Origin of the sequence: Sphingomonas sp. BT-65 (assembly GCF_026107375.2) — a bacterium.
In the GTDB taxonomy this organism is placed as follows: Bacteria; Pseudomonadota; Alphaproteobacteria; order Sphingomonadales; family Sphingomonadaceae; genus Sphingomonas.
Genome location: NZ_JAPCIA010000001.1, coordinates 2,038,745 through 2,059,726 on the forward strand (window position 1 = coordinate 2,038,745; position 20,982 = coordinate 2,059,726).

Consider the following 20,982-nt stretch of genomic DNA (forward strand, 5'->3'; position numbering starts at 1 on the left):
TCATCTCCTTCATTGCGAATCCAGCGCCGCGGCGATCGCGGCGATCGGCGGCGTGGCGGCGGGGGCCATGGCGGTGCGGTCGATGCCGATCGCGAGCAATTCAGGCTTGGCGGGATCGAGCCGCGACCAGGCCGGAAGCCCGTTGCCATTGGGGTCACCGCTACGGGCGAAGTTGGTCCAGTAGGCCATGATCCGCTCCGCCGCCGCGCGGTCGGCGGGCGTCGCGTCCGCGGCGAGGTTGCCGAACTGGAACGCGACGTCGCTGGCATGGCCCGCACCCCTGCCCGGCTCGCGCTTGCCTTCCGCGACATAGCCGAAGCGATAGAGCCAGGCCGGCGCGCCGCTGCGTGCATGGCGCCGGGCCAGCGCCAATGCGGGCTCGCCGAAGATCGCGTCACCCGCGATATGGCGCGTCGCTTTCTCCTCCGACCCATAGGCGGTCTTCACCGCCTCCGCCCCCGCGCCAAACTCCTTGAGCACCGGACCGTTGACCATCGGCAGGAACGGCGCGGGCACGAAGCCGAGCTCGTCATCGTTGCTGCCGGCGATGAAAGGGATGCGGGCCTGCCCGCCCGCGGCGAAGATCGCGTCGGCATTGCCCGAGACGATCGCACCGTCGGTGATCGGGCCGGAATAGATCGCCTCCTCCTTGTTGAGGATGGCGATGCCGCCACGCACCGTTTCGGCCGGAAGGGCGCGCAGCGCAGCGAGATCGGCGGCTCCCGCCTTGGCCGCGAACGCGATCCCCTTGGCCTGTGCTTCGGCCAACGCCGGCCAGCGGTCGCGGCCACCGCCCGATGCTGCGATCCCCTTGGCGAACAGGCTGCGCGCCACGGGCGAGGCCATCAGCCGCGCGACAGATTGTCCGCCCGCGCTCTCGCCGAACAAGGTGACATTGGCCGGATCGCCGCCGAACGCCGCGATGTTGCGCTTGACCCAGTGCAACGCGGCGATCTGGTCCATCAGGCCCCAATTGCCGCCTGCGCCCAGTGCCGGATGGGCGAAGAAACCGAAGCGGCCGAGGCGGTAGTTGAAAGTGACGACAACCACGCCGCGTTTCGCGAGCCCCGCGCCATCGGTCACGTCGAGCGCGCCCGATCCGGCGACGAAGCCGCCGCCATGGATCCACACCATCACTGGAAGCTTCGCGCTCGCAGCGGGCTTGGGCGTCCAGACGTTGAGGAACAGGCAATCCTCGGCCATCGGCGCGCCGCGGCTGACATCGCCCGGGATCGGGTTCTGCGTGCAGTCGGCGCCGAAGCGCGTGGCATCGCGCGGCTCGGTCCAGGGCACGACCGGCGCCGGACGCGTCCAGCGCCGCTCGCCGACCGGAGGCGCGGCATAGGGAATGCCCTTGAACGCGGCGACGCCGTCCGTGGTCGCGCCGTTCAGCGCGCCGCTGTCGACGCGGACCTGCTGTGCGGTAGCGGGCATTGCGGCCAGCAAGGCCAAGACGAGCAGACGGATCATGCGCCCCCTCCCGTGCGAAACTCGAACAGGCCGGGGCCGGTGCGATAGACCGCATGGCCGCCCTCGCGCCGCAGCAGCTCGGCACCGGCCGGCGCAGTGATCGCGCCGAAGCGTTCGGGCACCCAGACCTCGCCGCTGGTGTTGGCGGGCACTTCGGCGGTGAGCCGCAGTCGCCCATTCTCGACCTGCCAGCGCGACGCGGCGCGACCGTGGATCGTCTCCATCACCGCCTCGGCATGAGCGAGCCCGGCGGGGATTGCGGGCTTGACCAGCACCGTCCTGTAGCCCGGCGCGCCTGGCCTCAGGCCCGCGAGCCGCTGACGCATCCAGTCGGCGATCGACGCGAAATAGTGATGGTCGCGCGAGCGGCTTTCGAGGCTCCAGCTCTCGAACATCGTCGAATGGCCGTTGGCGATCCACCAGCCCCAGCTTGGCTCGTCGGTGCGCGTCGCGACGCGATAGGCGAGATCGGCATGGCCGTAGTCGCTCAATATCTCGAGCAGGTAGCGCGTGCCGAACACGCCGGTGCGCAGCCCCTGCTTGGCGACATCGCGCGCGATCGCGTCGGCGACGCCCTGCTCGCGGCCAGCGGGCGCCATGCCGAAGGCAAGCGGCAGGACATTCTGAACCTGAGTCGGCGGCCCCGCTACGCCCTTGGCATCGACCGTACGGTACCAGCCGTTCGCGTCGTCCCAGTAGCGCGCATTGTACGCCGCGCGGATCGCCTCGGCGAGCTGGCGGTAGCGCGCCGCGTCCTCCGCCTTGCCGATCACCATCGAGGATCGCGCGAGCAGATCGGCCTCGTGGAAGAAATAGGCGGTCGTCACCGCATCGACTCCACCGCCGCGCGCGTTCAAAAAGTCGAGCGGCCCCGGCGGCATCCATTCGCTGAGACCGGTCTCGCGGCGGAACCCGGGCGCCTTGATAAAGGTCGCAGTATAATCGACCACCCGCCGCTGCATGTCGTGGCTGCGCTCGAGGATGCGTGTATCGCCATAGGTGGCGTAGAGCTCCCACGGCAGGATCAGCGCCGCGGCGTCCCATGGCGTGGTCGGCCCCCAGATGATGCTCCAGCCGGGTGTGTTCTCGTAGCCGTAGTTGGGCGTGGCGGGGACGATCTCGGGCAGTTCGCCGCTCGGCGCCTGCGCATCGCGGAAGTCGGCGAGCCACTTGGTCCAGATCCGCGCGATATCGAGGCTGCGCGCCGCCGCACCCGCCGAGGCCTGCGCGTCGCCGGTCCAGCCATTCTTCTCATAGGTCGGCGTGTCGGTGACGAAGCCGTGGAGGTTGTTGAGAATGGTTCCGGTCGCCGCGGCATCGATCCTGCCGAGCAGCGGGTCGGCGCTGGCGAAGCTGCCGGTGCGCGCGACATTGGAATGGACGATGCGTGCCTTGAGCACGGCGCCGGGCAGACCACGCAGCTCGACATAGCGGAAGCCGCGATAGCCGAAGCTCGGCTCCCAGCGCTCGATGCCCCTGCCCGCCAGTGTGTAGCGGTCGGTCTGCAGCTGCGCGTGGATCAGGCCGGAGGCGGGGACGACGCGGCCGTCCGCGGCGCGCTTCTCCCCCGCCATCATCGACACCGTGACGCCGCGCGGACCGCTGGCTTCGAGCACCGGCCAGCCGGCGATGATGCGCCCGAAATCGTGAACCCAGATGCCCGGCGCGACCTCCTTCACCGACGCCGGGGCGATCGTCTCGACCGGCTCGATCGGCTCGGCATTGGCGGCGACGAGCTTCCCCGTCGGGCCCGGCACCACCATCGCGGCCTGCCAGTTCGCGCGGAAGCCGGGACGGTCCCAGCCAACGGGCAGCAGCCGCGCGTCGTAGCGCTCGCCGCGATGCACCGAATCGCTGCGCGTCGGGCCAGGCGCCGTCCGCCAGCTGCCGTCGGTCGCGATGGTCTGGCGGGTGCCGTCGGCATAGTCGATCTCGAGCTGCGCCTTGAGCGCGGGGTCGGCGCGCCATGGCGCGGCGTGGAAATACCATTCGTCGGGATCCGTCAGCGCATACCAGCCGCGTCCGAGCTCCGCGCCCAGCACATTCGCGCCCGGCCGCAGCAGTGCGGTCACGTCGTGCGTGTAGCTGAGCGCGCGCTTGTCATAGGCGATGAATCCCGCGCCGAGCGGCGACCCGACCTGCGCGCCGTTGAGCACGATGCGCGGCATGCCGGCGCCCGCATGATAGAGCCGCGCCCGCGCAATCGGCTTGCGCGCCACGTCGAACGCGCGGCGGACCAGCGGCGCGGGTGCCTCGATCGGCAGCACGAACGCAACCCGCGACACGCCGGCCGCGACGGCCAGCCCATCCGCCTCGACCGAGCCGCCGGTGAAGGGATTGTCATTGCGCGCGAAGCTGGTGCGGAGGGCAGCGCTGCCCGTGCCGGCGACCGCGACCGAATGGATCGTCGCGGCCTGCGCCTCGGCCGCCGCGAAGCCGACCGTGCCACGGGCGTGTGTCGTATCCTCCAGCGTGTCGACGATCCGGCCGTCGAAGCGCGTCTCGATCCGCGAACCCTCGGCGCGGATCGTCAGCCGATGGCGCCCGCCCTTGAGCGGCGTGCCGAGCGGCACGCACTTCAGCACATCCGTCTTCACCGTCGCGCTGCTGCCGCCGGGATAGCGGCGCACGCTCGCGGTCAGCGCCGCCCCCTCGGCACCATCGCTCAGCGTCCAGACATAAGCATCACCATAGGTCTTGCCGTGCGGCAGCGCGCGGAACAGCACGTCCACCGCCTTGCCGGTCAGCGTCAGCTCGACGTCGAGCGTGAGGTCGCCCCAGTCATGCGCGAGCGGCTCGCGTCCGGCAATCCACTGCGCCTGCCAGTCGGCGGGGGCGAGCAGCCCCATCTCCCACCAGCCGGGCGCGCTCCAGCCGCTCGGCCGGTACTCGGCATCCCAGGCCTGGACTCGCCACCAGTAGCGCCGACGCGATGCCAGCGGCGGGCCGGCATAGGCGATCTGGACATTGGCGTCCGACGCGACCTTGCCGCTGTCCCACACCAGATCGCCCGCGGCGAGCGCCTCGGGCGAAAACGCCACCTGGATGCGGTACGCGCTCTGCCGCGCGACCGGCGAGCGCCAGGCGAGCCGCGGCGCCGGCTCGTCGAGCCCGAGCGGCGCGGCTGAATATTCGACGCGAAGCGCAACCGGCACCGGGGCCGGATCCGCCGCCCGCGCGGGCGCCAGCGCGAGAAGCAGCGCCCCCACAAATATCCGGAAGCGGCCGATGCGGAGGCCGCTTCCGGACAAGGGGAGCGTGGGAAGCCTCGGCAGCATGCCCCCTTCCCTAGAACTTCGTCCGCAGGCCGAACGAGACGAGCCGGCCGAGCGTGAAGCCGTTGGTGTAGCCGATCGAGCTGTGCGAATAGGGCGGATCCTGGTCGAACACATTGTCGACGTTGACCGTCAGCATTGTGTCCCTGAGCATCCCGCCCAGATCATAGGCGAAGAACAGATCGACGGTGTCGAAGGCGCGCACATCGGTCTGCGGCGCGGCGCCCAGGATCGGATAGCCGCCGCGATGATTGAGCGTGGCGCGCGCGGTGAAATCGCCGACCTTCGCACCGAGCGCCGCGACGAAAGCGAGCCGCCCGGTGCCGTTCTTGAGATTGTCGTCGAACGCGCTGCCCGCGACCGCCTGGGTCTTGCGGTTGAGCGTGTAGGTGCCGGCGATGCTCGCGTTGATCGATCCGAACCCGGTCGCGCGCAGATAGGCGAGGTTGAAGTCGATCCCGTCGACATGGATCGCGCCGAGATTGGTCCGCCGCGCGTCCATCAGCACATAGGGCGAGGTACCGAGATAGAGGCTCTCCAGGCTCGGCGCGCCGTTGAGCGGCGTGTCGCCGACCAGCGCGCGCACCTGCGCCAGCGTCGGATTGATCGTGTAGAAGCTGCGGAACCCCGGGTCGGTGAAGAAGATCGGCAGCAGCACCGGCGGCACCGAGATCGCATCGGTGAAGCGGACATTGTAATAGGTCGCACTCGCGACCAGGCCGGGAACCGCCCTGGGCGTCCAGTCGAAGCCGATCGACCAGGTCTTCGCCTCTTCGGGCTTGAGCGCCGGATTGCCGCCGGCAAGCACCAGCGTGGGCCGCAGGAAATCTGTCGGCGGGCTGCCCGGCGCGCGCAGCGGGCTGACGAGCAGAATCTGCACGCGCGCATCGGCGAGGCTGGTCGTGTCGGCGAGGCTCGGCGCGTGGAACGACGTGCCATAATTGCCGCGGATCAGCAGGTCGTCGAACGGCTTGTAGTTGAAGCCGATCTTGGGATTCGTCGTGCCGCCGACATCGTCATAGCTGTCGTGCCGGATCGAGCCCGAGATCTGGAAGGCGCGCAGCCCCGGCATCGAGTTGGCTGGTCCGACGAGCGGGATCAGCACCTCGGCGAACACCGACTTGACGTTGCGGCTGCTCACCGATCCGATCGCGTTGGTGAAGTCGTTGCGCCGGGCGAGCGAGACGATCGAGTCGAGCTTCTCGAAAAAATACTCGGCGCCGATCGCCAGCCGGATGTCGCCGCCGGCGATCGTGGCGAGCCGCCCGTCGAGGATCGCGCGCGTCTGGAACAGCTCCTGGTCGGCCTGGCCGAAATTCTCGAAATCGCGGATCGCGGCGAGCACCGCCGGGTTGGTCGCGCCCGGATCATAGGGGTCGAGCGCGGTCGCGACCGTCGTGCCGGCGAGCGCCAATGTGGCGGCGGTGGCGTTGATCGTCGGCTCGCGCACCTGCGAGAAGCTGTGGCCGTAATTGGCCTCGGTGCGCAGCTCCCACCGGTCGCCGAGGCGGATCGAAAGGCTCGGCGCGACACCCCAGCTGTCGAAGCGGGCATGGCTCTCCATGCTCTCGCCGAACACGCTGGCGAAGGACATCGCGACCTGCTGGATGGGCTGGAAGCCGATCGGGCGGAAATAGGGATTGGTGAAGAGGATCTGCCCGGTGAAGCCGGGCGTGGCGTTGAGCCGCGTCGTGTCGCGCCGCGCCCAATAGGCGGTCGCCTGGAAGTCGACGCTGTCGCTCAGCTGCTGGGTCAGCCCGGCGAAGACGGCGTGCCGCTCCTCGCGCGGATAGACATCGGCATAGTCGGTGGCGTCGCAGCGGTTCTGGGTGTTGGGCAGCAGCGCCGGCGCAGCATGGCTGACGCCGTTGTTCAGCGTGATGAAATTGCCCAGCGCACAAGTGGTCGAGCGCAGGTCGTTTCCGCCGAACGGGCGATGATCGGCACGGACATAGTCGCGGTCGATGCCCAGGATGTTGTCGTGCCAGGCATAAGCGTAGGAAGCATAGATCGAGCCGCTGCCCCAATCCCTGCCCACCGTCAGATTGCCTTCGACCGTCTGATAGTCGTCGGCGAAGCCGTAGCGCAGGTTGGCGCCGATCCCGTCGAAGCGCTTGCGCGTGATGAAGTTGATCACGCCGCCGATCGCGTCCGAGCCATAGATCGCCGAGCCGCCGTCGGGCACCACCTCGACGCGCTCGATCATGTCGGGCGGGATGATCGACGGGTCGACCGAGGTCTGCAGCACGCCCGCGCCGACGATGCGCCGCCCGTTCATCAGCACCAGCGTGGTGGTGCCGCCAGAGGCGCCGAGGTTGCGGATGTTGGGCCGCACCACGGGAAGCGAGATGTCGCCGCTCCCGCTCGGCACCGTGCCGAAATTGCCGACCTGGGGGATCGAGGCGAGCAGGTCGTTCGCCGAACTCGCACCAGTCGCCAGCACGTCGTCGCGCTTCACGCTCACCACATTGGTGCCGGTCGGCGCGACGCCGCGCAGCAGCGTGCCGGTGACGACGACTTCGTCGTCCTCCGTGGCGCCGGAGGCATCGTCGACAGTGGGCCCGGCGTCTGAGGTCTGCGGGGCGCGCGCGACCGGCGGCGATTCCTGCGCCTCGATCACGAAGGCGCCGCCCGAGGTCGGCCGGGCGCGCAGGCCGTGGCCGGCGATCAGGCGGTCGATCGCTTCGGCGGCCGAGTAGCTTCCCCGGAGCGCCGGGGCCTGTTTGCCGCGCACCAGCGCCGGATTGAAGACGATCTCGGTCCGGGTCTGTCGGCCGAGCCGGGTCAGTGCGGACGACAGGCTCTGCGCCTCGAGCTGGATCGCCGCGCGCGGACTGGCCTGGGCGACGGCGGGCACCGTCGACAATGCGAGCGGCGCGATGCCGATCAGGGCCAGCAGGCGAAAAGCGGTTTTGTGGCGGCGATTGCGGCGCATGGTTCCCCTCCCTTGCAAAGCCGGCTTCAGCCGGTCTTCAAAAGATCAGGACGCGCCCCGCTCAGTTTTCCACATCGGCCGGCGAAGATTTTTTCGACGAGGCGGTATCCGCGGTACGCGCGATCGTCACGCTTCCGTCGGCGAGCCGCTCGACGCGCACCGGCAGCAGCTCGCGCACCAGCCCGGCGAAGCGGTCGGCGTCGCCCGTGCGGAACACGCCGCTGACCCGCATCCGCCCGGTCTCCTCGTCGAGCACGCGGATCGGCGCGGCGGTGTAGCGGCTCATCTCGGCGACCGCCGCGGCGAGGGGCGTGTCCTCGAGCGAGACATAGCCCTCGCGCCACATCAGTTCGCTGCCGACATCCACCGGCGCGACGCGCTGCGGGACGCCGAGCTCGGCGACCAGCGCCTGCCCCGGCTTGAGCAACGTGGGCGCGGGATCGGGCAGCTCGGAACCGCCCGCGGCACGATCGACTACCACGCGCCCTTCGATCAGCACCACCTTCATCCGGCCGGGATCGAGGCGGACCTCGAACACCGTGCCGAGCGCGGTCACGCGGCGGCCCGCGGCCTCGACCGAGAAGGGCCGGGCGGCATCCTTCGCCACCTCGAACAGCGCCTGGCCGCGCAGCAGGCGGACATGACGGCTCCCGGGGGTGTAGGCGAGCGCGATGGCGGTGTCGGTGTTGAGCGTCACGCGCGTGCCGTCGGGCAGCGAGACGGTGCGGCGCTCGCCCTTGGCAGTGGCGAACCGCGCCGCCGCCGGCTGAGCCTCGGTTCCCGCCATCACGTCCGCCGCGGGCGTGTGCGGACCGTCGATCAGCCCGAGCTGGCCCGGAAGCAGCAGCGCCGCCGCGGCAAGGCTGGCCGCGAGACCCGCGCCCAGCGCCGGGATCCAGCGCCGGCGCGGTGCAGGCGTGGCGAGCGCTGCCTGGCGCAGCGCGGTCAGATGCGGATCGGCGTCGGCCTGATCGAACACGTCCCACACGCCATTGGCCTTGCGGAACGCGCGGGCATTCGCCTCGCTGGCGTCGAGCCAGGCGGCAAAAGCGGCCCGGTCGGCAGCCGATAGCTCCTCCCGGTCGTGCCGCAGCACCCAATAGACCGCGGCCTCGTCGGCGGTCATGCCCAGTATGGGGTTGGTTCGCGCCAGCGAAATCATGGCTCGCCCAACCGCTGCACGAGATGCGTCATGGCGCGCGTCATATGCTTCTCGACCGCGCTGACCGAGATGCCCAGTCGCGCGGCGATGTCCAGATAGCGCATCCCTTCGAGGCGTCGCATCACGAAAACCACTCGCGTCCGTTCGGGCAATTCGAGGAGCACGGCGGTCGCCCGTCCCAATGCTTCCTTGCCCAATAGGACGCGCTCGGGCGAAAAATCCACATCGCCGTGGCGCTGCCCGTCGAACGCCTCATGATCCGCCTCGAACCGGCTGCGCTTCCGCCGCAACCGGTCGGTCAGGACGCTGCTCGCGGTCTCGAACACATAGCCGCCGATCTTGTCGACATCGTCGAGGCTGCCGCGCCTGGCGAGCCGCAGGAACACTTCCTGGATCAGATCCTCGATCTCGCCCCGGTCGCGCATGCGGCGCGAGAAATAGCGATCGAGCGACGCCCGGAAACGCGCATCGAGCGCTTCGAGCGACACCTTGCCCGCGCCGGGACTGGATCGTGGAATGGCCCTGGTCATCAACTCTCGCCCTCGCGCGCGAGGCTGCGACAGTTGCGCAAGCTTGGCAATGCGTCCGGCGCTGAAGGCAAAAACCGGCTTAAATATGATTTATTGACTTTGAGTCCAAGTTGCAAAATAAAGCATATAAATAGGGAGGTCTCGCGAAACGGCGCTCCCGCAACGAGGAGAGGGGCATGAACAGGACTCGAAATTTCCCACACAAATTGCTTGCCTGCGTAGCGGCCGGGGCGGTTGCAGCCGCTGCTGCCACCGGCATCACGATCAGCGCGCCCGGCGAACCGGCCGGCACCGTCCAGATTCCGCGCGCGGCGGGTGATGCGCCAGTGCGCCCGGCTGCGAACGAAGCTGCGCTCGGCACCGCGTCGTTCACGACCAGCACCGGTTTCGATCCCAACGCGACCCAGTGTAGCTACCCCACCACCAATGTGGAATATTGGGACGTCGCGGACCAGTTCGGCGGCGGAGAGACTACGCGCGAGGCGCTCAGCGCCGCGGTCGCCGCCGCCAACAACTGGTGGGCCGATTCGGCCAACGATCCCGACACCACGATCGTGCTCCAGATCGATTCCGGCGACTGGGACATCGCCGGCGACCCCGGAATCAGCCTCAACAACCTCAACCATTCGCGTCCCGCCGCGCAGGGCTGGCTGGTGTTCGAGGGGGCGGGCATGAACGCCACGACGCTGCGCTTCAGCAACATCCGCGCGACCGGCTTCCGGGGCATCAACGTCCATCGCCTCCATATCTGCAACATGCATCTGACGCGTGCGCAGGAAACGGTGACCCAGGGCACGATCGTCGGCTTCCGCGCCGGGGCGGTGTGGGGCGCGGATCCCGACCCCAACGTGTTCGGCGATCAGGTGCTGACCAACCTCGGCACGCATACCACCACGCCGAACCGCTTCGTGGTGGTGCGCATCGATCCCGGCTTCCCCAGCATCCTGTCGGTCTATGACGAGACCTTCGGCCAGGGCCGCTACATCCGCAAATATCGCTACGGGCCGGGCGGCGAGCCCTATCTGGTGCAGGACGGCAATGGCCAGACCAGCTGGCAGCAGAAGCACCAGCTTGCCAATGGCGACTGGGTGATCGGCACTGGTGTCCATGGCGGAACCTATGCCTTAGGCGACACCGTTGCGGTGAAATCGAAGAAGGCAGGCGAGCCGTTCTGGTTCTCCGGAGGCGATTCGATCACGATCGAGAATGTCCGCTTCACCCGCGCCAGCCGGCTGCTGTTCCGTAACGGAATCGATCATCTGCGCTTCTCCAACATTTCGGTCGAGCGCGGGCCGGCGATCGACGGCAAGGTCCCCTATCTGTCGACCTCCGAAGGCGGACCGCAGATCGGCCAGCCCACTGAAGGGCCGCTGCTCGATGCGGTGGTCGAGAACAGCCGGTTCTTCGGCACCGGCGACGACGCCATCGCCGCGTTCGACACCACCGGCCTGCGGGTCAGCGGCGTGCGTATCGAGGACAGCTTCGCGCGCGGCATCCTGCTCGACCACACATCGACCACGCCGTGCATCCACGACACGCTGATCGACCGCAGCCCATTGACGATGCTGATGACGAGCGGCTTCGCCTGGGCATGCGTGACCGATTCCATCGCGCCCGCAGCCCCGACCGGAGTCGGCGCTTCAGCCGCGCCGGGGATCGTCACGCTGAGCTGGACCGCATCGGGCGCGAGCGACCTGGATGGCTATGCCGTCACGCGCACGCCGTCCGGCGGCACGCCGGTGGTGATCGCCACAGGCGTGACCGGCACGAGCTATCAGGACATCACGGCCAAGGCGGGCGTGCAATATAGCTACACGCTCGTCGCCTTCGACACCTCGCGCAACAATAGCGCGGCATCGGGCGGCGCCACCATCACCGCCATGTGAAACTCGGCCCGGCCGCGCATCTCGCGATGCGCGGCCAGGCACCTTTCTTCAGACGTCCTTGTTGCCGGCCGGCAGCGCGGGAAGCGCCAGGGCGAGCACTGCCCCCGCGAGCAGCACCGCCGCGAGGAAGCCGAGCCCCGCGCCATAGCCTCCGGTATCCTTGAGCAGCCCGATCGCGGTCGGGCCGAAATAGCCGCCGAGATTGCCGACCGCGTTGACCAGCGCGATTCCCGCGGCGGCGCCGGTGCCCGCCAGGATCGCCGCGGGGCGGGTCCAGAACACCGGCAGCGCGGCATAGACGCCCATGATCGCGGCGGTGAAGGCGATCAGGCTCAGCACGGCATTGGCCGGCACCAGGCTCGCGGAGGCGAACCCGGCGGCGCCGACCAGCATCGGAATGGCGAGATGCCAGCGCCGCTCCTGCCGCGCGTCCGAGCTGCGCCCCCACAAGATGATCGCGGCGGCGGCGAGGAGATAGGGCAGCATGGTCAGCGCGCCGGTCTGCTGGTTGCTGGCGCCGGCCAGCGCCTTGATCATCTGCGGCCCCCAGAAAGCGAAGCCGTAGAGCCCGGTGACGATGCCGAAATAGATGAGGGCGAGATGCCAGACCTGCGGGCTGCGCGCCGCGTCCCACGGCAGCTCGTGACGTCCACCGCCGCGATGCTCCTCGCGCACCGCGCGCTCGATTGCCGCGGCCTCTTGCGTGTCGAGCCAGCGCGCGTCGCGCGGCCGGTCCGGCAGGATCATCCACACCACCACGCCGAGCAGCACGGCGGGAATCCCCTCGATCACGAACATGCCCTGCCAGCCAGTGAGGCCGAGGAACGGCTTGTCGAGCAGCCAGGTCGAGATCGGCGCCCCGAACGCGCTCGACAGCGGCAGCGCGACGAGGAACCAGCCCATGATCCGCCCCCGCATCGGCGCGGGGAACCAGTAAGTGAGATAGAGGATGATGCCGGGAAAGAAGCCCGCCTCGGCGACGCCGAGCAGGAAGCGCACGATCCAGAAGCTGACCGGGCCGGTGACGAACGCCGAGGCGATCGTGAGCAGGCCCCAGGTCACCATGATCCGCGAGATCCAGCGCCGTGCGCCGACCCGCGCGAGGATCAGGTTCGACGGCACCTCGAACAGGAAATAGCCGAGAAAGAAGATCCCGGTGCCCGCGCCATAGGCGACCGCGGTGAGACCGAGATCGGCGTTCATCGTCAACGCGGCGAAACCGACATTCACGCGATCGAGGAAGGAGATGAAATAGAGCAGGCCGAGAAAGGGAAGCAGGCGCCCCGCCGCCTTGCGCAACGCGCGGCGCGCTTCGCCGTCGGTCTCCAGGGTCGAGCGCATCGCGCCGGCGTCCGCCGGGGTCTCCGTCACGGCCATCTACCTCTCCCTATTTTTCCTCCCTCGTAGCGATCTGCCTGCCGGGGAGGCAATCTTTCCTAGCCGGCGTGGCGTGGCATGACGCGCATCAGTGGCTGTCGCGCGGCAGGCCGTTCTGGGCGATGCGCTGGTACTTGACCGCGGGCTCGAGCGTCGCGCCGGTGTCGAACTGGCCGACCATCCCGCGCTGGATCTCCTGCCACGGCGTCTGCGCGGGCGGGGCGAACGGCTTCGCCCCGCCCGCGTGGCGGCGCGCGAGTTCGGCGGCATCGACCAGCATATCGGCCGAGCCGGTGTTGAGATCGATGCGGATGCGGTCCCCCGTGCGCAACAGCGCAAGGCCCCCGCCCACCGCCGCCTCGGGCGCGGCGTTGAGGATCGAGGGCGAGCCGCTGGTGCCCGACTGGCGCCCGTCGCCGAGGCACGGCAGCGCCTCGATCCCCGCGGCGATCAGCGCGGCGGGCGGGCGCATGTTGACGACCTCGGCGCCGCCGGGATAGCCGACCGGGCCCGCGCCGCGCATGACCAGGATGCAGCATTCGTCGATCGCAAGCGCGGGATCGTCGATCCGCGCGTGATAATCCTCCGGCCCGTCGAACACGACCGCCCTGCCCTCGAACGCATTTGGATTGTCGGGATCGGACAGGTAGCGCGCACGGAATGCCTCGGAGATCACCGAACGCTTCATCACCGCGCCGTCGAACAGATTGCCGCGTAGCACCGTGAGCCCGGCGTCGGGCTTGAGCGGCGTGCTCACCGGCCGGATCACGTCGCGGTCGAGCGTCGCGAAGCCACGGACATTCTCTGCGACGCTGCACCCATTGGCGCTCAGCGCGTCGCTGGCGAGCATCCCCGCCTCGAGCAGCATCCCCATCACCGCGCGCACGCCACCCGCGCGGTGATAATCCTCGCCGAGATACTTGCCGGCGGGCTGGAGGTTGACCAGCAGCGGCACATCCGCGCCGTGGTGCTCCCAATCTTCCAGCGTGAGGTCCACGCCGATATGGCGCGCGATCGCGTTGAGGTGGATCGGCGCGTTGGTCGAGCCGCCGATCGCCGAATTGACGACGATCGCGTTGAGAAACGCCTCGCGCGTCAGGATGTCGGAGGGCTTGCGGTCGGCGCGCACCATCTCGACGATCGCCTTGCCGGTTTCCCATGCCGCTTCCTGCCGGTCGCGATGCGGCGCGGGGACCGCGGCCGAACCGGGGAGCGACATGCCCAAAGCCTCGGTGAGGCTGTTCATCGTCGTCGCGGTGCCCATCGTGTTGCAATAGCCGGTCGACGGCGCCGACTGGGCGGCGAGCGCGATGAAGCCTTTGTAATCGATCTTGCCCTGCGAGAGCAGCTCGCGCGCCTTCCAGATGATCGTGCCCGAGCCGATCCGCTCGCCTTCGTGCCAGCCGCTCAGCATCGGGCCGACCGACAGCGCGATCGCGGGGATGTTGACGGTGGCCGCGGCCATCAGCGCGGCGGGGGTGGTCTTGTCGCAGCCAATGGTGAGGACGACGCCGTCGAGCGGATAGCCATGGAGCACCTCGACCAGGCCGAGATAGGCAAGGTTGCGGTCTAGTCCGGCGGTGGGGCGCTTGCCGGTCTCCTGCAGCGGGTGGGTGGGGAATTCGATCGGGATGCCGCCGGCGTCGCGGATGCCCTCGCGCACGCGCTCGGCGAGCACGAGATGATGGCGGTTGCACGGCACCAGGTCGCTGCCCGACTGGGCGATGCCGATCACCGGACGGTCCGACTGGAGTTCCTTGAGGCTGAGGCCAAAGTTCAGATAGCGCTCGATATAGATTGCGGTGAGATCGGGGTTCGACGCGTTGTCGAACCATGCGCGTGACCGCAGCGCGCGCTTGCCATCCGTCATATTGCCATCCGTTTTGTGTTCTTCTCTTCAATCTGGTCGAAGAAGGGCGCCGCGGTCCGGCGCGTGCCGAGCAGGAAGGCATCCGCGACCAGGCGGAACGGCGCGAGGTCTGCGTCGATCCGTCCATCGGCGACGATATCGGCGAAGCGCGCATAGATGCGGTGATATTCCGGGAGGTGTGGCACCGGCACCGGCGCGCCGTCGATCAGCAGGCGGTTGCCGCCCTCGACCAGGTCGAGCATGCCGCGGTCGGTCTCGACGCGGATGTCCCAGCGCTGCGGCCCCTGCTGGTCGAACGAGAACTGCACGTCGACCGGCGCGCCGTGGCCGTCGGCGAGGGCGAGCTCGGCGGCGATCGGCGCGTCGCGATTCTCGGGGAAATGCAGCGCCGCCTCCTGCACGGCGAGCGGCCCGGGCAGGATATGGGTCGCGATCGAGAAGGCGTTGATGCCGGGATCGAACACGCCGATCCCGGGCTTCCAGATCCATTGCTGTCCCGGGTGCCAGACGCGGACATCCTCGAGCCAGCGGATCTCGGTGCGGCGCACCTGCTTGTCCGCCAGCCACGCGCGCGCCGGGGCGACCGCGGGCGCCTCGCGCGCGTGCCAGGTGGCGTAGAAGCCGCGCCCCGCCGCCGCGGCCAGCGCCGCGAACCCCTCGGCCTCGGCCAGCGTCGCGGCGGGCGGCTTCTCGATCAGCACGTGCAGCCCGGCGCGGAACGCGGCGGCGATCAGCGCGTGGCGCCCGATCGGCGGGGTGCAGATCGCGACCGCGCGGACTTCGGGCAGCGCGGCCGCCAGCGCCTCGATCGTCCGCAAGGCCGGCACGTCGAGATCGTCGGCATGCGCCGAGACCACGGCCGCCAGTTCGAACGCCGGGCTCGCCGCGATCGCCGGTAGATGCTGGTCGCGCGCAATCTTGCCGATGCCGACGACAGCAATCGGTATGGGTATATCGTCCATGGTCACCAGAAGACGGCGTAGAGCGCGACGAGGATCACGATGATCCCGGCGCCGAGCGCATTGAACAGCGGGGTGGTGCGATAGCTGACGTCGCGCGTCTCGATATGGTCGGCACGGCGTTGCGGCAGGAGCAGCGAGACGATCATCGCGAACACCAGCGCGACCAGGAACACCACCAGCCAGCGGTTCATGAACGGCAGCGATGGCCAATATTGCGCGAACAGGATCGACAGCACCAGCGATCCGATCGCGCCGGTCAGCGCCCCCGCCTCGCTCGCACGCTTCCAGAACAGACCGAGCAGGAAGATCACCGTGATGCCCGGCGTGAAATAGCCGGTATATTCCTGGATGAACTGGAAGGCCTGGTCCGAATCCCCGAGCAGCGGGCGCGCCGCGGCGGCGGCGATCACCGTCGCCACCACCGCGCTGATCCGGCCGACCAGCACCAGCTCGCGCTCCTCGCGGCGGCGTTCCTCGGGCGATACCGCGGCGGCGGTCTCGCTCGCGCCTTCGGCGATTCCGGTGAAGCGCTCCGGGCGGAACTTGCGGTAGAGATCGAGCGTGAAGATCGTCCCGATCGAATTGATCTTCGACGCGGCCGAGGCGATGATCGCCGCGGTCAGCGCCGCGAAGACGAGGCCGAGCATGCCGGTCGGTAGCAGCCGCATCATCGTGGGATAGGCCTGGTCGGGCTTGTCGAGCCCGGGCGCCAGCATCACCGCGGCGATGCCGGGCAGCACGATGATCACGGGCATCAACAGCTTCAGATAGGCGGCGAAGACGACGCCCTTTTGCGCTTCCTGGATGTTCTTCGCGGCCAGCGCGCGCTGGATGATATACTGGTTGAAGCCCCAGTAAGCGAGGTTGGCGATCCACATGCCGCCCGCGACCACGGCGATGCCGGGCAGGTCCTTGAAGAAGGGATGCGAGGGATCGAGGATCATCTCGAAATGGCCGGGCACCGCGGTGGTGAGCTTGGTGAAGCCCGCGACGATACTGCCCTCCCCGATCTTGCCGAGCGTGAGCGCACTGATCATCAGCCCGCCGAGCACCAGCAAGGTGACCTGGACGATGTCGGTCAGCGCCACCGCCTTCAGGCCGCCGCGCAACTGGTAGATCAGCGCGAAGGCGGCGAGGCCGTAGAGCGCGGCGTCCTGGTCGATGCCGGTCACCTGCGCTACCGCGATCGAGCCGAGCCAGATGATCGAGGTCAGGTTCACGAAGATGTAGAGGCCGAGCCAGAACACCGCCATCACCGTCCGGATCGTCGGGCCGAACCGCCGCTCGAGGAACTGCGGCATGGTGTAGATCTCGTTGCGCAGGAAGATCGGCAGGAACCATTTGCCGACGATCAGCAATGTCGCCGCCGCCATCCACTCGTAGGACGCGATGGCGAGCCCGATCGCATAGCCCGATCCGGACATGCCGACGATCTGCTCGGCCGAGATGTTGGCCGCGATCAGCGAGGCGCCGATCGCCCACCAGGGCAGGTTCTTCGACGCGAGGAAATAGTCGGTGCTGTCCTTGGCGTGCCCCGCCTTCTCGCGCGAGACCAGCTGCGCGAGCCCGAAGATCGCGATGAAATAGACGACGACGATCGCGATATCGATGGTGGACATGATCGATGCCTCCCCTATGGCCGGGTCAGTAGGTCGCCCGCCCGCCCGATATGTCGAACACGGCGCCGGTGGTGAAGGAGTTCTCGGCCGAGACCATCCACGCGATCATCGAGCCGATCTCCTCGAGCTCGAGGAAGCGGCCGCGCGGGATCTTGGCGAGCATGTAATCGACGAACTCCTGCGACACCGAGTCGAAGATGCGCGTGCGCGCGGCGGCGGGCGTGACGCAATTGACCGCGATGTCGTGCCCCGCCAGCTCCTTGCCGAGCGACTTGGTCAGCGCGATCACCGCCGCCTTGGACGAGCTGTAGGCGGCCGCCTTGGGATTGCCCTCCTTGCCGGCGATCGAGGCGATGTTGACCACGCGGCCATAGTTGCGCTCGATCATCCCGGGCAGCACCGCGCGGCAGCACAGGAAGGTGCCGTCGGTGTTGATCCGCTGCACGCGCTGCCAGTCGGCCAGGCTATATTCCCAGGTGTTGGCGGTGGGACCGGCGATACCGGCGCTGTTGACCAGGATGTCGATCGCGCCATGCGCCTTGAGCGTGACCTCGGCCGCGGCGGCGATGCTCGCCTCGTCGGCGACGTCGACCTGGAGATGGTCGGGCGCGGTGCATTCGAGGTCCCACACCACGACCCGCGCGCCCGATTGCGCGAGCCGGTGCGCGACCGCGGCGCCGATGCCCTGCGCACCGCCGGTGACCACCGCGACGCGGCCCTGGAGATCGATCCGGTTCACGCCGCTTCCACCCGCTGTTGCTGCTCGCCCATGCCGGCGATGCCGAGCCGCACGCTGTCGCCGGGCTTGAGGAAGACCTGCGGCTTGAAGCCCGCGCCGACCCCCGCGGGCGTGCCGGTGCAGATCAGGTCGCCGGGTTCGAGCCGCGCGAACTGGCTCAAATAGCTGACGATCCGCGCGACCGGGAAGATCATCGAGGCGGTGTTGCCGTCCTGCTTGCGCTCGCCATTGACCTCGAGCCACAGCGACAGCGCCTGCGGATCGGGCACCTCGTCGCGCGTCACCAGCCAGGGTCCGACCGGGCAGAAATTGGGGTGGCACTTGCCCTTCATCCACTGGCCGCCGCGGTCGAGCTGCCAGGCGCGTTCGGACACGTCGTTGACCACCGTATAGCCAAAGACGTGGTCGAGCGCGTCGGCTTCGGCGACGTGATAAGCCGGGCGCCCGACCACGATGCCAAGCTCGACCTCCCAATCGAGCTTGGTCATGTCCTGGCGGAAGGGGATCGGATCATTGGGGCCGCAGACCGAGCTCGGCGCCTTGCTGAACACCACTGGCTCGGACGGGATCGCCATGCCGGCTTCCTGCGCGTGGTCGACATAGTTGAGGCCGATGCACCAGATCATGCCGAAGCGCGCGAGCGGCGACCCCATGCGCGTGCCGGCGAGATCGACTTCGGGTTGCCCCGCGAGATCGGCCGGGTCGAAGCCGCGCAGCGTGTCCGGCGCGAAATCGCCGACCAGCGCGGAGACGTCGAAGGCGTGCCCTTCGGCATCGATGACTCCGGGGCGCTCGGCGCCGGCCTGCCCGTAGCGAAACAATTTCACGCATATTCTCCATTGCGAATGGGCGCGCGCGCCTGGCCCCACCAGGTTGCGGCAAGCGGTGCGCCCGCGGCGAAGCGCGCGTCGGCGCCGAGCGCTTCCTCGATCCGCAGGCATTCGTTCCATTTGGCCATGCGCTCGCTGCGCGCGAACGAGCCGACCTTGAGCTGGCCGGAATCGAGCCCGACCGCGAGATGGCTGATCGACACGTCCTCGCTCTCGCCCGAGCGGGCGGAGACGATCGTGCCCCAGCCGGCGCGCTTGGCGGCGTCGAGCGCGGCGATCGCGCGGCTGACGGTGCCGGCCTGGTTGACCTTGATCAGCGCGGTGTTGCAGGCGCCCTCGCCCGCCGCCCAGGCGACACGGGCAGCATCGGTCACGAGATAGTCGTCGCCGACCAGCTGGACGCGGTCGCCATAGGCGCGGGCGAAGGCGCGGAAGCCGGCATCGTCGTCCTCCGCCACCGGATCCTCGATCGCGGCGATCGGATAGCGATCGATCCAGCCGCCGAGCTTCTCGATCAGCGCATCGGTGTCGAGCCGGGTATCGTCGAGCGCGAGGCGGTAGCCGTCGCCATCGCGGAATTGGGTCGCGGCGATGTCGAGCGAGATCACCACGCGGTCGCCCGGCGTCTCGCCTGCCGCCTCGATCGCGCGCATCAGCATGTCGAGCGCGTCCTCGTTCGACGCGAAATCGGGCCACCAGCCGCCCTCGTCGGCGACCCCGGCGAGCTTGCCGCGCTCGGCCATGCAGCGGCCGGCGGCGCGATAGACCTCGGCGGTGATCGCCATGGCCTCGTCAAAGCTCGCCGCGCCGGGCGCCATGATCATGAAGTCCTGCACGTCCACGCGCTTCGCGGCATGCGCCCCGCCGCCAAAGATCTGGATCTCGGGCAAGGGCAGCGACGGGCACGTGCCGCGGCTTCGCGCGAGGTGGCGCCACAGCGGCTCGCCCGAAGCAGCAGCCGCGGCGTGGAGCACCGCTAGCGACGTCGCGACGACCGCATTGCCGCCCAGCGCGGCGAAGGCCGGGCCGGGGTCGAGCGCCTCGATCCGCGCATCCACCGCCGCCTGGTCGGTCGCATCGAGCCCGATCAGCGCGGGCGCGATATAGGCCTCGACATTGGCGACCGCGCGCGCGACGCCCTTGCCGCCGAACGCCGCGCCGCCGTCGCGCAGCTCGATCGCCTCGCGCGATCCGCACGACGCGCCGGCCGGCGCGATCGCCCGGCCCCGCCCGCCCCCGGCGAGCGCAACCTCGACCTCGACCGTGGGCAAGCCGCGCGAATCCCAGACGCGCCGCGCATGGACGCCAATGATCCGCGACACGCTCATGCCAATGCCTCCCTGATGAAAAGCCCGCCGGGCACTCTCGCTTCGCCGCGCAGCACGGCGCGGGCGATGCGGCGGACGGCATCGCCGCTTTCCGGCGTCAGATATTCGAGCGGCGACTTGCCATCGACGCGCGCCAGCATCAGCGCGGGCAGGATGCGCGCGACGCGCGCCTGCACCGCCGCCGCGGGCTCCCAATCGATCCCGGCGCGATAGGCGGTCCACAGGGCCTCCGCCGACGCCTCCAGCCACACCGAAGGGAAGACGATCGATTTGATCACCAGATGATTGAGGCAGAAGGCGATATCGAATGCCGGGTCGCCGAAGGTCGCGCATTCAGCATCGATGAACACCGGCCCCTTGGGCCCGCACAGGATGTTCTTGGGGCTGATGTCGCCATGCACCAGCGCGATCCGCGCCGTGGCGAGCGCGGCGGCCAGTGCCTCGAGCTGGCTCGCGAGATCGGGATGGCGCGCGGCGGTGAAGCGCAGATAGGGATCGAGCCGCAGCGACGCGAAGTTGTCGGCATTGTCGAACCGCTCGGCCATGCGCGGCTCGATCGCCGAACGCGAATGGATCGCCGCGAGCCGCGCGCCGACCTCGCCGGCAAACGCCACATCAATGTCGCCGGCCAGCAGCCGCGCCTTCCAGGTCGGATGGTCCGCGGGGGGCAGGAATTCCATGACGATCGCGTGATTGGCGTCGTCGACTCCGAGCAGCGACGGCACGAAGCCGGGAAAGGCCGAGGCGACGAAGGCGAGCCAGGCATGCTCGGCGGCGCTGCGGCCGACCGGCGCGCGCCATTCGCTGGCGACGCGCAGCTGATCGATCGCGAACTTCACGCAGACCGTGCGATCGTCCAGCTCGACGCGGAAGATGTCGGACGAGACGCCGCCCGTCAGCGGCTGCACGGCAGCGACGCGTGCGTCGATGCCGACATGCCGCAGGACATCCCCGATCTGCTCGCCACGATCCACCCGGTCCCCTCCCTGACGCCCGCTT

Annotated in this window: 14 protein-coding genes; 1 reads left to right on the top strand and 13 read right to left on the bottom strand. The window is 69.1% G+C overall.

Annotated elements, in window-relative coordinates; genetic code table 11:
* Positions 1-9: 9 nt before the first annotated feature.
* The 5 genes from OK349_RS09775 to OK349_RS09795 all read right to left on the bottom strand — a co-directional run bounded on the left by OK349_RS09775 (position 10) and on the right by OK349_RS09795 (position 9,372).
* Positions 10-1,470 carry a carboxylesterase/lipase family protein gene (locus OK349_RS09775; protein ID WP_265117623.1) on the bottom strand — a complete coding sequence of 487 codons (1,461 nt, stop codon included), beginning with the start codon at positions 1,468-1,470 and terminating at the stop codon, positions 10-12.
* A complete protein-coding gene (locus tag OK349_RS09780; RefSeq protein ID WP_265117624.1) occupies positions 1,467-4,679 on the bottom strand; it encodes a family 78 glycoside hydrolase catalytic domain in 3,213 nt (1,070 codons plus the stop codon). Before OK349_RS09780 ends, OK349_RS09775 begins: the two co-directional genes overlap by 4 nt.
* A 79-nt stretch (positions 4,680-4,758) precedes the next feature.
* Entirely contained in the window at positions 4,759-7,680 is a 2,922-nt protein-coding gene (locus OK349_RS09785) for a TonB-dependent receptor (RefSeq protein ID WP_265117625.1), read from the bottom strand.
* Between the two features lie 61 nt (positions 7,681-7,741).
* A complete protein-coding gene (locus OK349_RS09790; RefSeq protein WP_265117626.1) occupies positions 7,742-8,806 on the bottom strand; it encodes a FecR family protein in 1,065 nt (354 codons plus the stop codon).
* A gap of 32 nt (positions 8,807-8,838) precedes the next feature.
* Positions 8,839-9,372, bottom strand: coding sequence for an RNA polymerase sigma factor (locus OK349_RS09795; RefSeq protein WP_265117627.1), 534 nt, complete (start codon positions 9,370-9,372; stop codon positions 8,839-8,841).
* Positions 9,373-9,548: 176 nt separating this feature from the next.
* On the opposite strand from OK349_RS09795, the gene OK349_RS09800 reads away from it, so the two are divergent.
* The gene (locus tag OK349_RS09800; protein ID WP_265117628.1) at positions 9,549-11,258 is read left to right on the top strand and encodes a hypothetical protein; all 1,710 of its coding nucleotides are present in this window, start codon (positions 9,549-9,551) and stop codon (positions 11,256-11,258) included.
* A gap of 48 nt (positions 11,259-11,306) precedes the next feature.
* On the opposite strand, the gene OK349_RS09805 is transcribed toward OK349_RS09800, so the two are convergent.
* The 8 genes from OK349_RS09805 to OK349_RS09840 form a co-directional block, all read right to left on the bottom strand.
* The gene (locus OK349_RS09805; RefSeq protein WP_265117629.1) at positions 11,307-12,635 is read right to left on the bottom strand and encodes an MFS transporter; all 1,329 of its coding nucleotides are present in this window, start codon (positions 12,633-12,635) and stop codon (positions 11,307-11,309) included.
* A gap of 88 nt (positions 12,636-12,723) precedes the next feature.
* Positions 12,724-14,505 carry an IlvD/Edd family dehydratase gene (locus tag OK349_RS09810; protein WP_265117630.1) on the bottom strand — a complete coding sequence of 594 codons (1,782 nt, stop codon included), beginning with the start codon at positions 14,503-14,505 and terminating at the stop codon, positions 12,724-12,726.
* The gene (locus OK349_RS09815; protein ID WP_265117631.1) at positions 14,502-15,467 is read right to left on the bottom strand and encodes a Gfo/Idh/MocA family protein; all 966 of its coding nucleotides are present in this window, start codon (positions 15,465-15,467) and stop codon (positions 14,502-14,504) included. Before OK349_RS09815 ends, OK349_RS09810 begins: the two co-directional genes overlap by 4 nt.
* A gap of 2 nt (positions 15,468-15,469) precedes the next feature.
* Positions 15,470-17,086: a sodium:solute symporter family transporter gene (locus OK349_RS09820; protein ID WP_265117632.1), complete on the bottom strand. Its 1,617-nt coding sequence runs from the start codon at positions 17,084-17,086 to the stop codon at positions 15,470-15,472.
* Between the two features lie 25 nt (positions 17,087-17,111).
* Positions 17,112-17,825 carry an SDR family NAD(P)-dependent oxidoreductase gene (locus tag OK349_RS09825; protein WP_265117633.1) on the bottom strand — a complete coding sequence of 238 codons (714 nt, stop codon included), beginning with the start codon at positions 17,823-17,825 and terminating at the stop codon, positions 17,112-17,114.
* Entirely contained in the window at positions 17,822-18,652 is an 831-nt protein-coding gene (locus tag OK349_RS09830) for a fumarylacetoacetate hydrolase family protein (RefSeq protein ID WP_265117634.1), read from the bottom strand. Before OK349_RS09830 ends, OK349_RS09825 begins: the two co-directional genes overlap by 4 nt.
* Positions 18,649-19,983, bottom strand: coding sequence for a phosphopyruvate hydratase (gene eno, locus OK349_RS09835; protein ID WP_265117635.1), 1,335 nt, complete (start codon positions 19,981-19,983; stop codon positions 18,649-18,651). Before eno ends, OK349_RS09830 begins: the two co-directional genes overlap by 4 nt.
* A complete protein-coding gene (locus OK349_RS09840; RefSeq protein WP_265117636.1) occupies positions 19,980-20,957 on the bottom strand; it encodes a phosphotransferase family protein in 978 nt (325 codons plus the stop codon). The genes eno and OK349_RS09840 overlap by 4 nt, the downstream gene beginning before the upstream one ends.
* Positions 20,958-20,982: the final 25 nt, after the last annotated feature.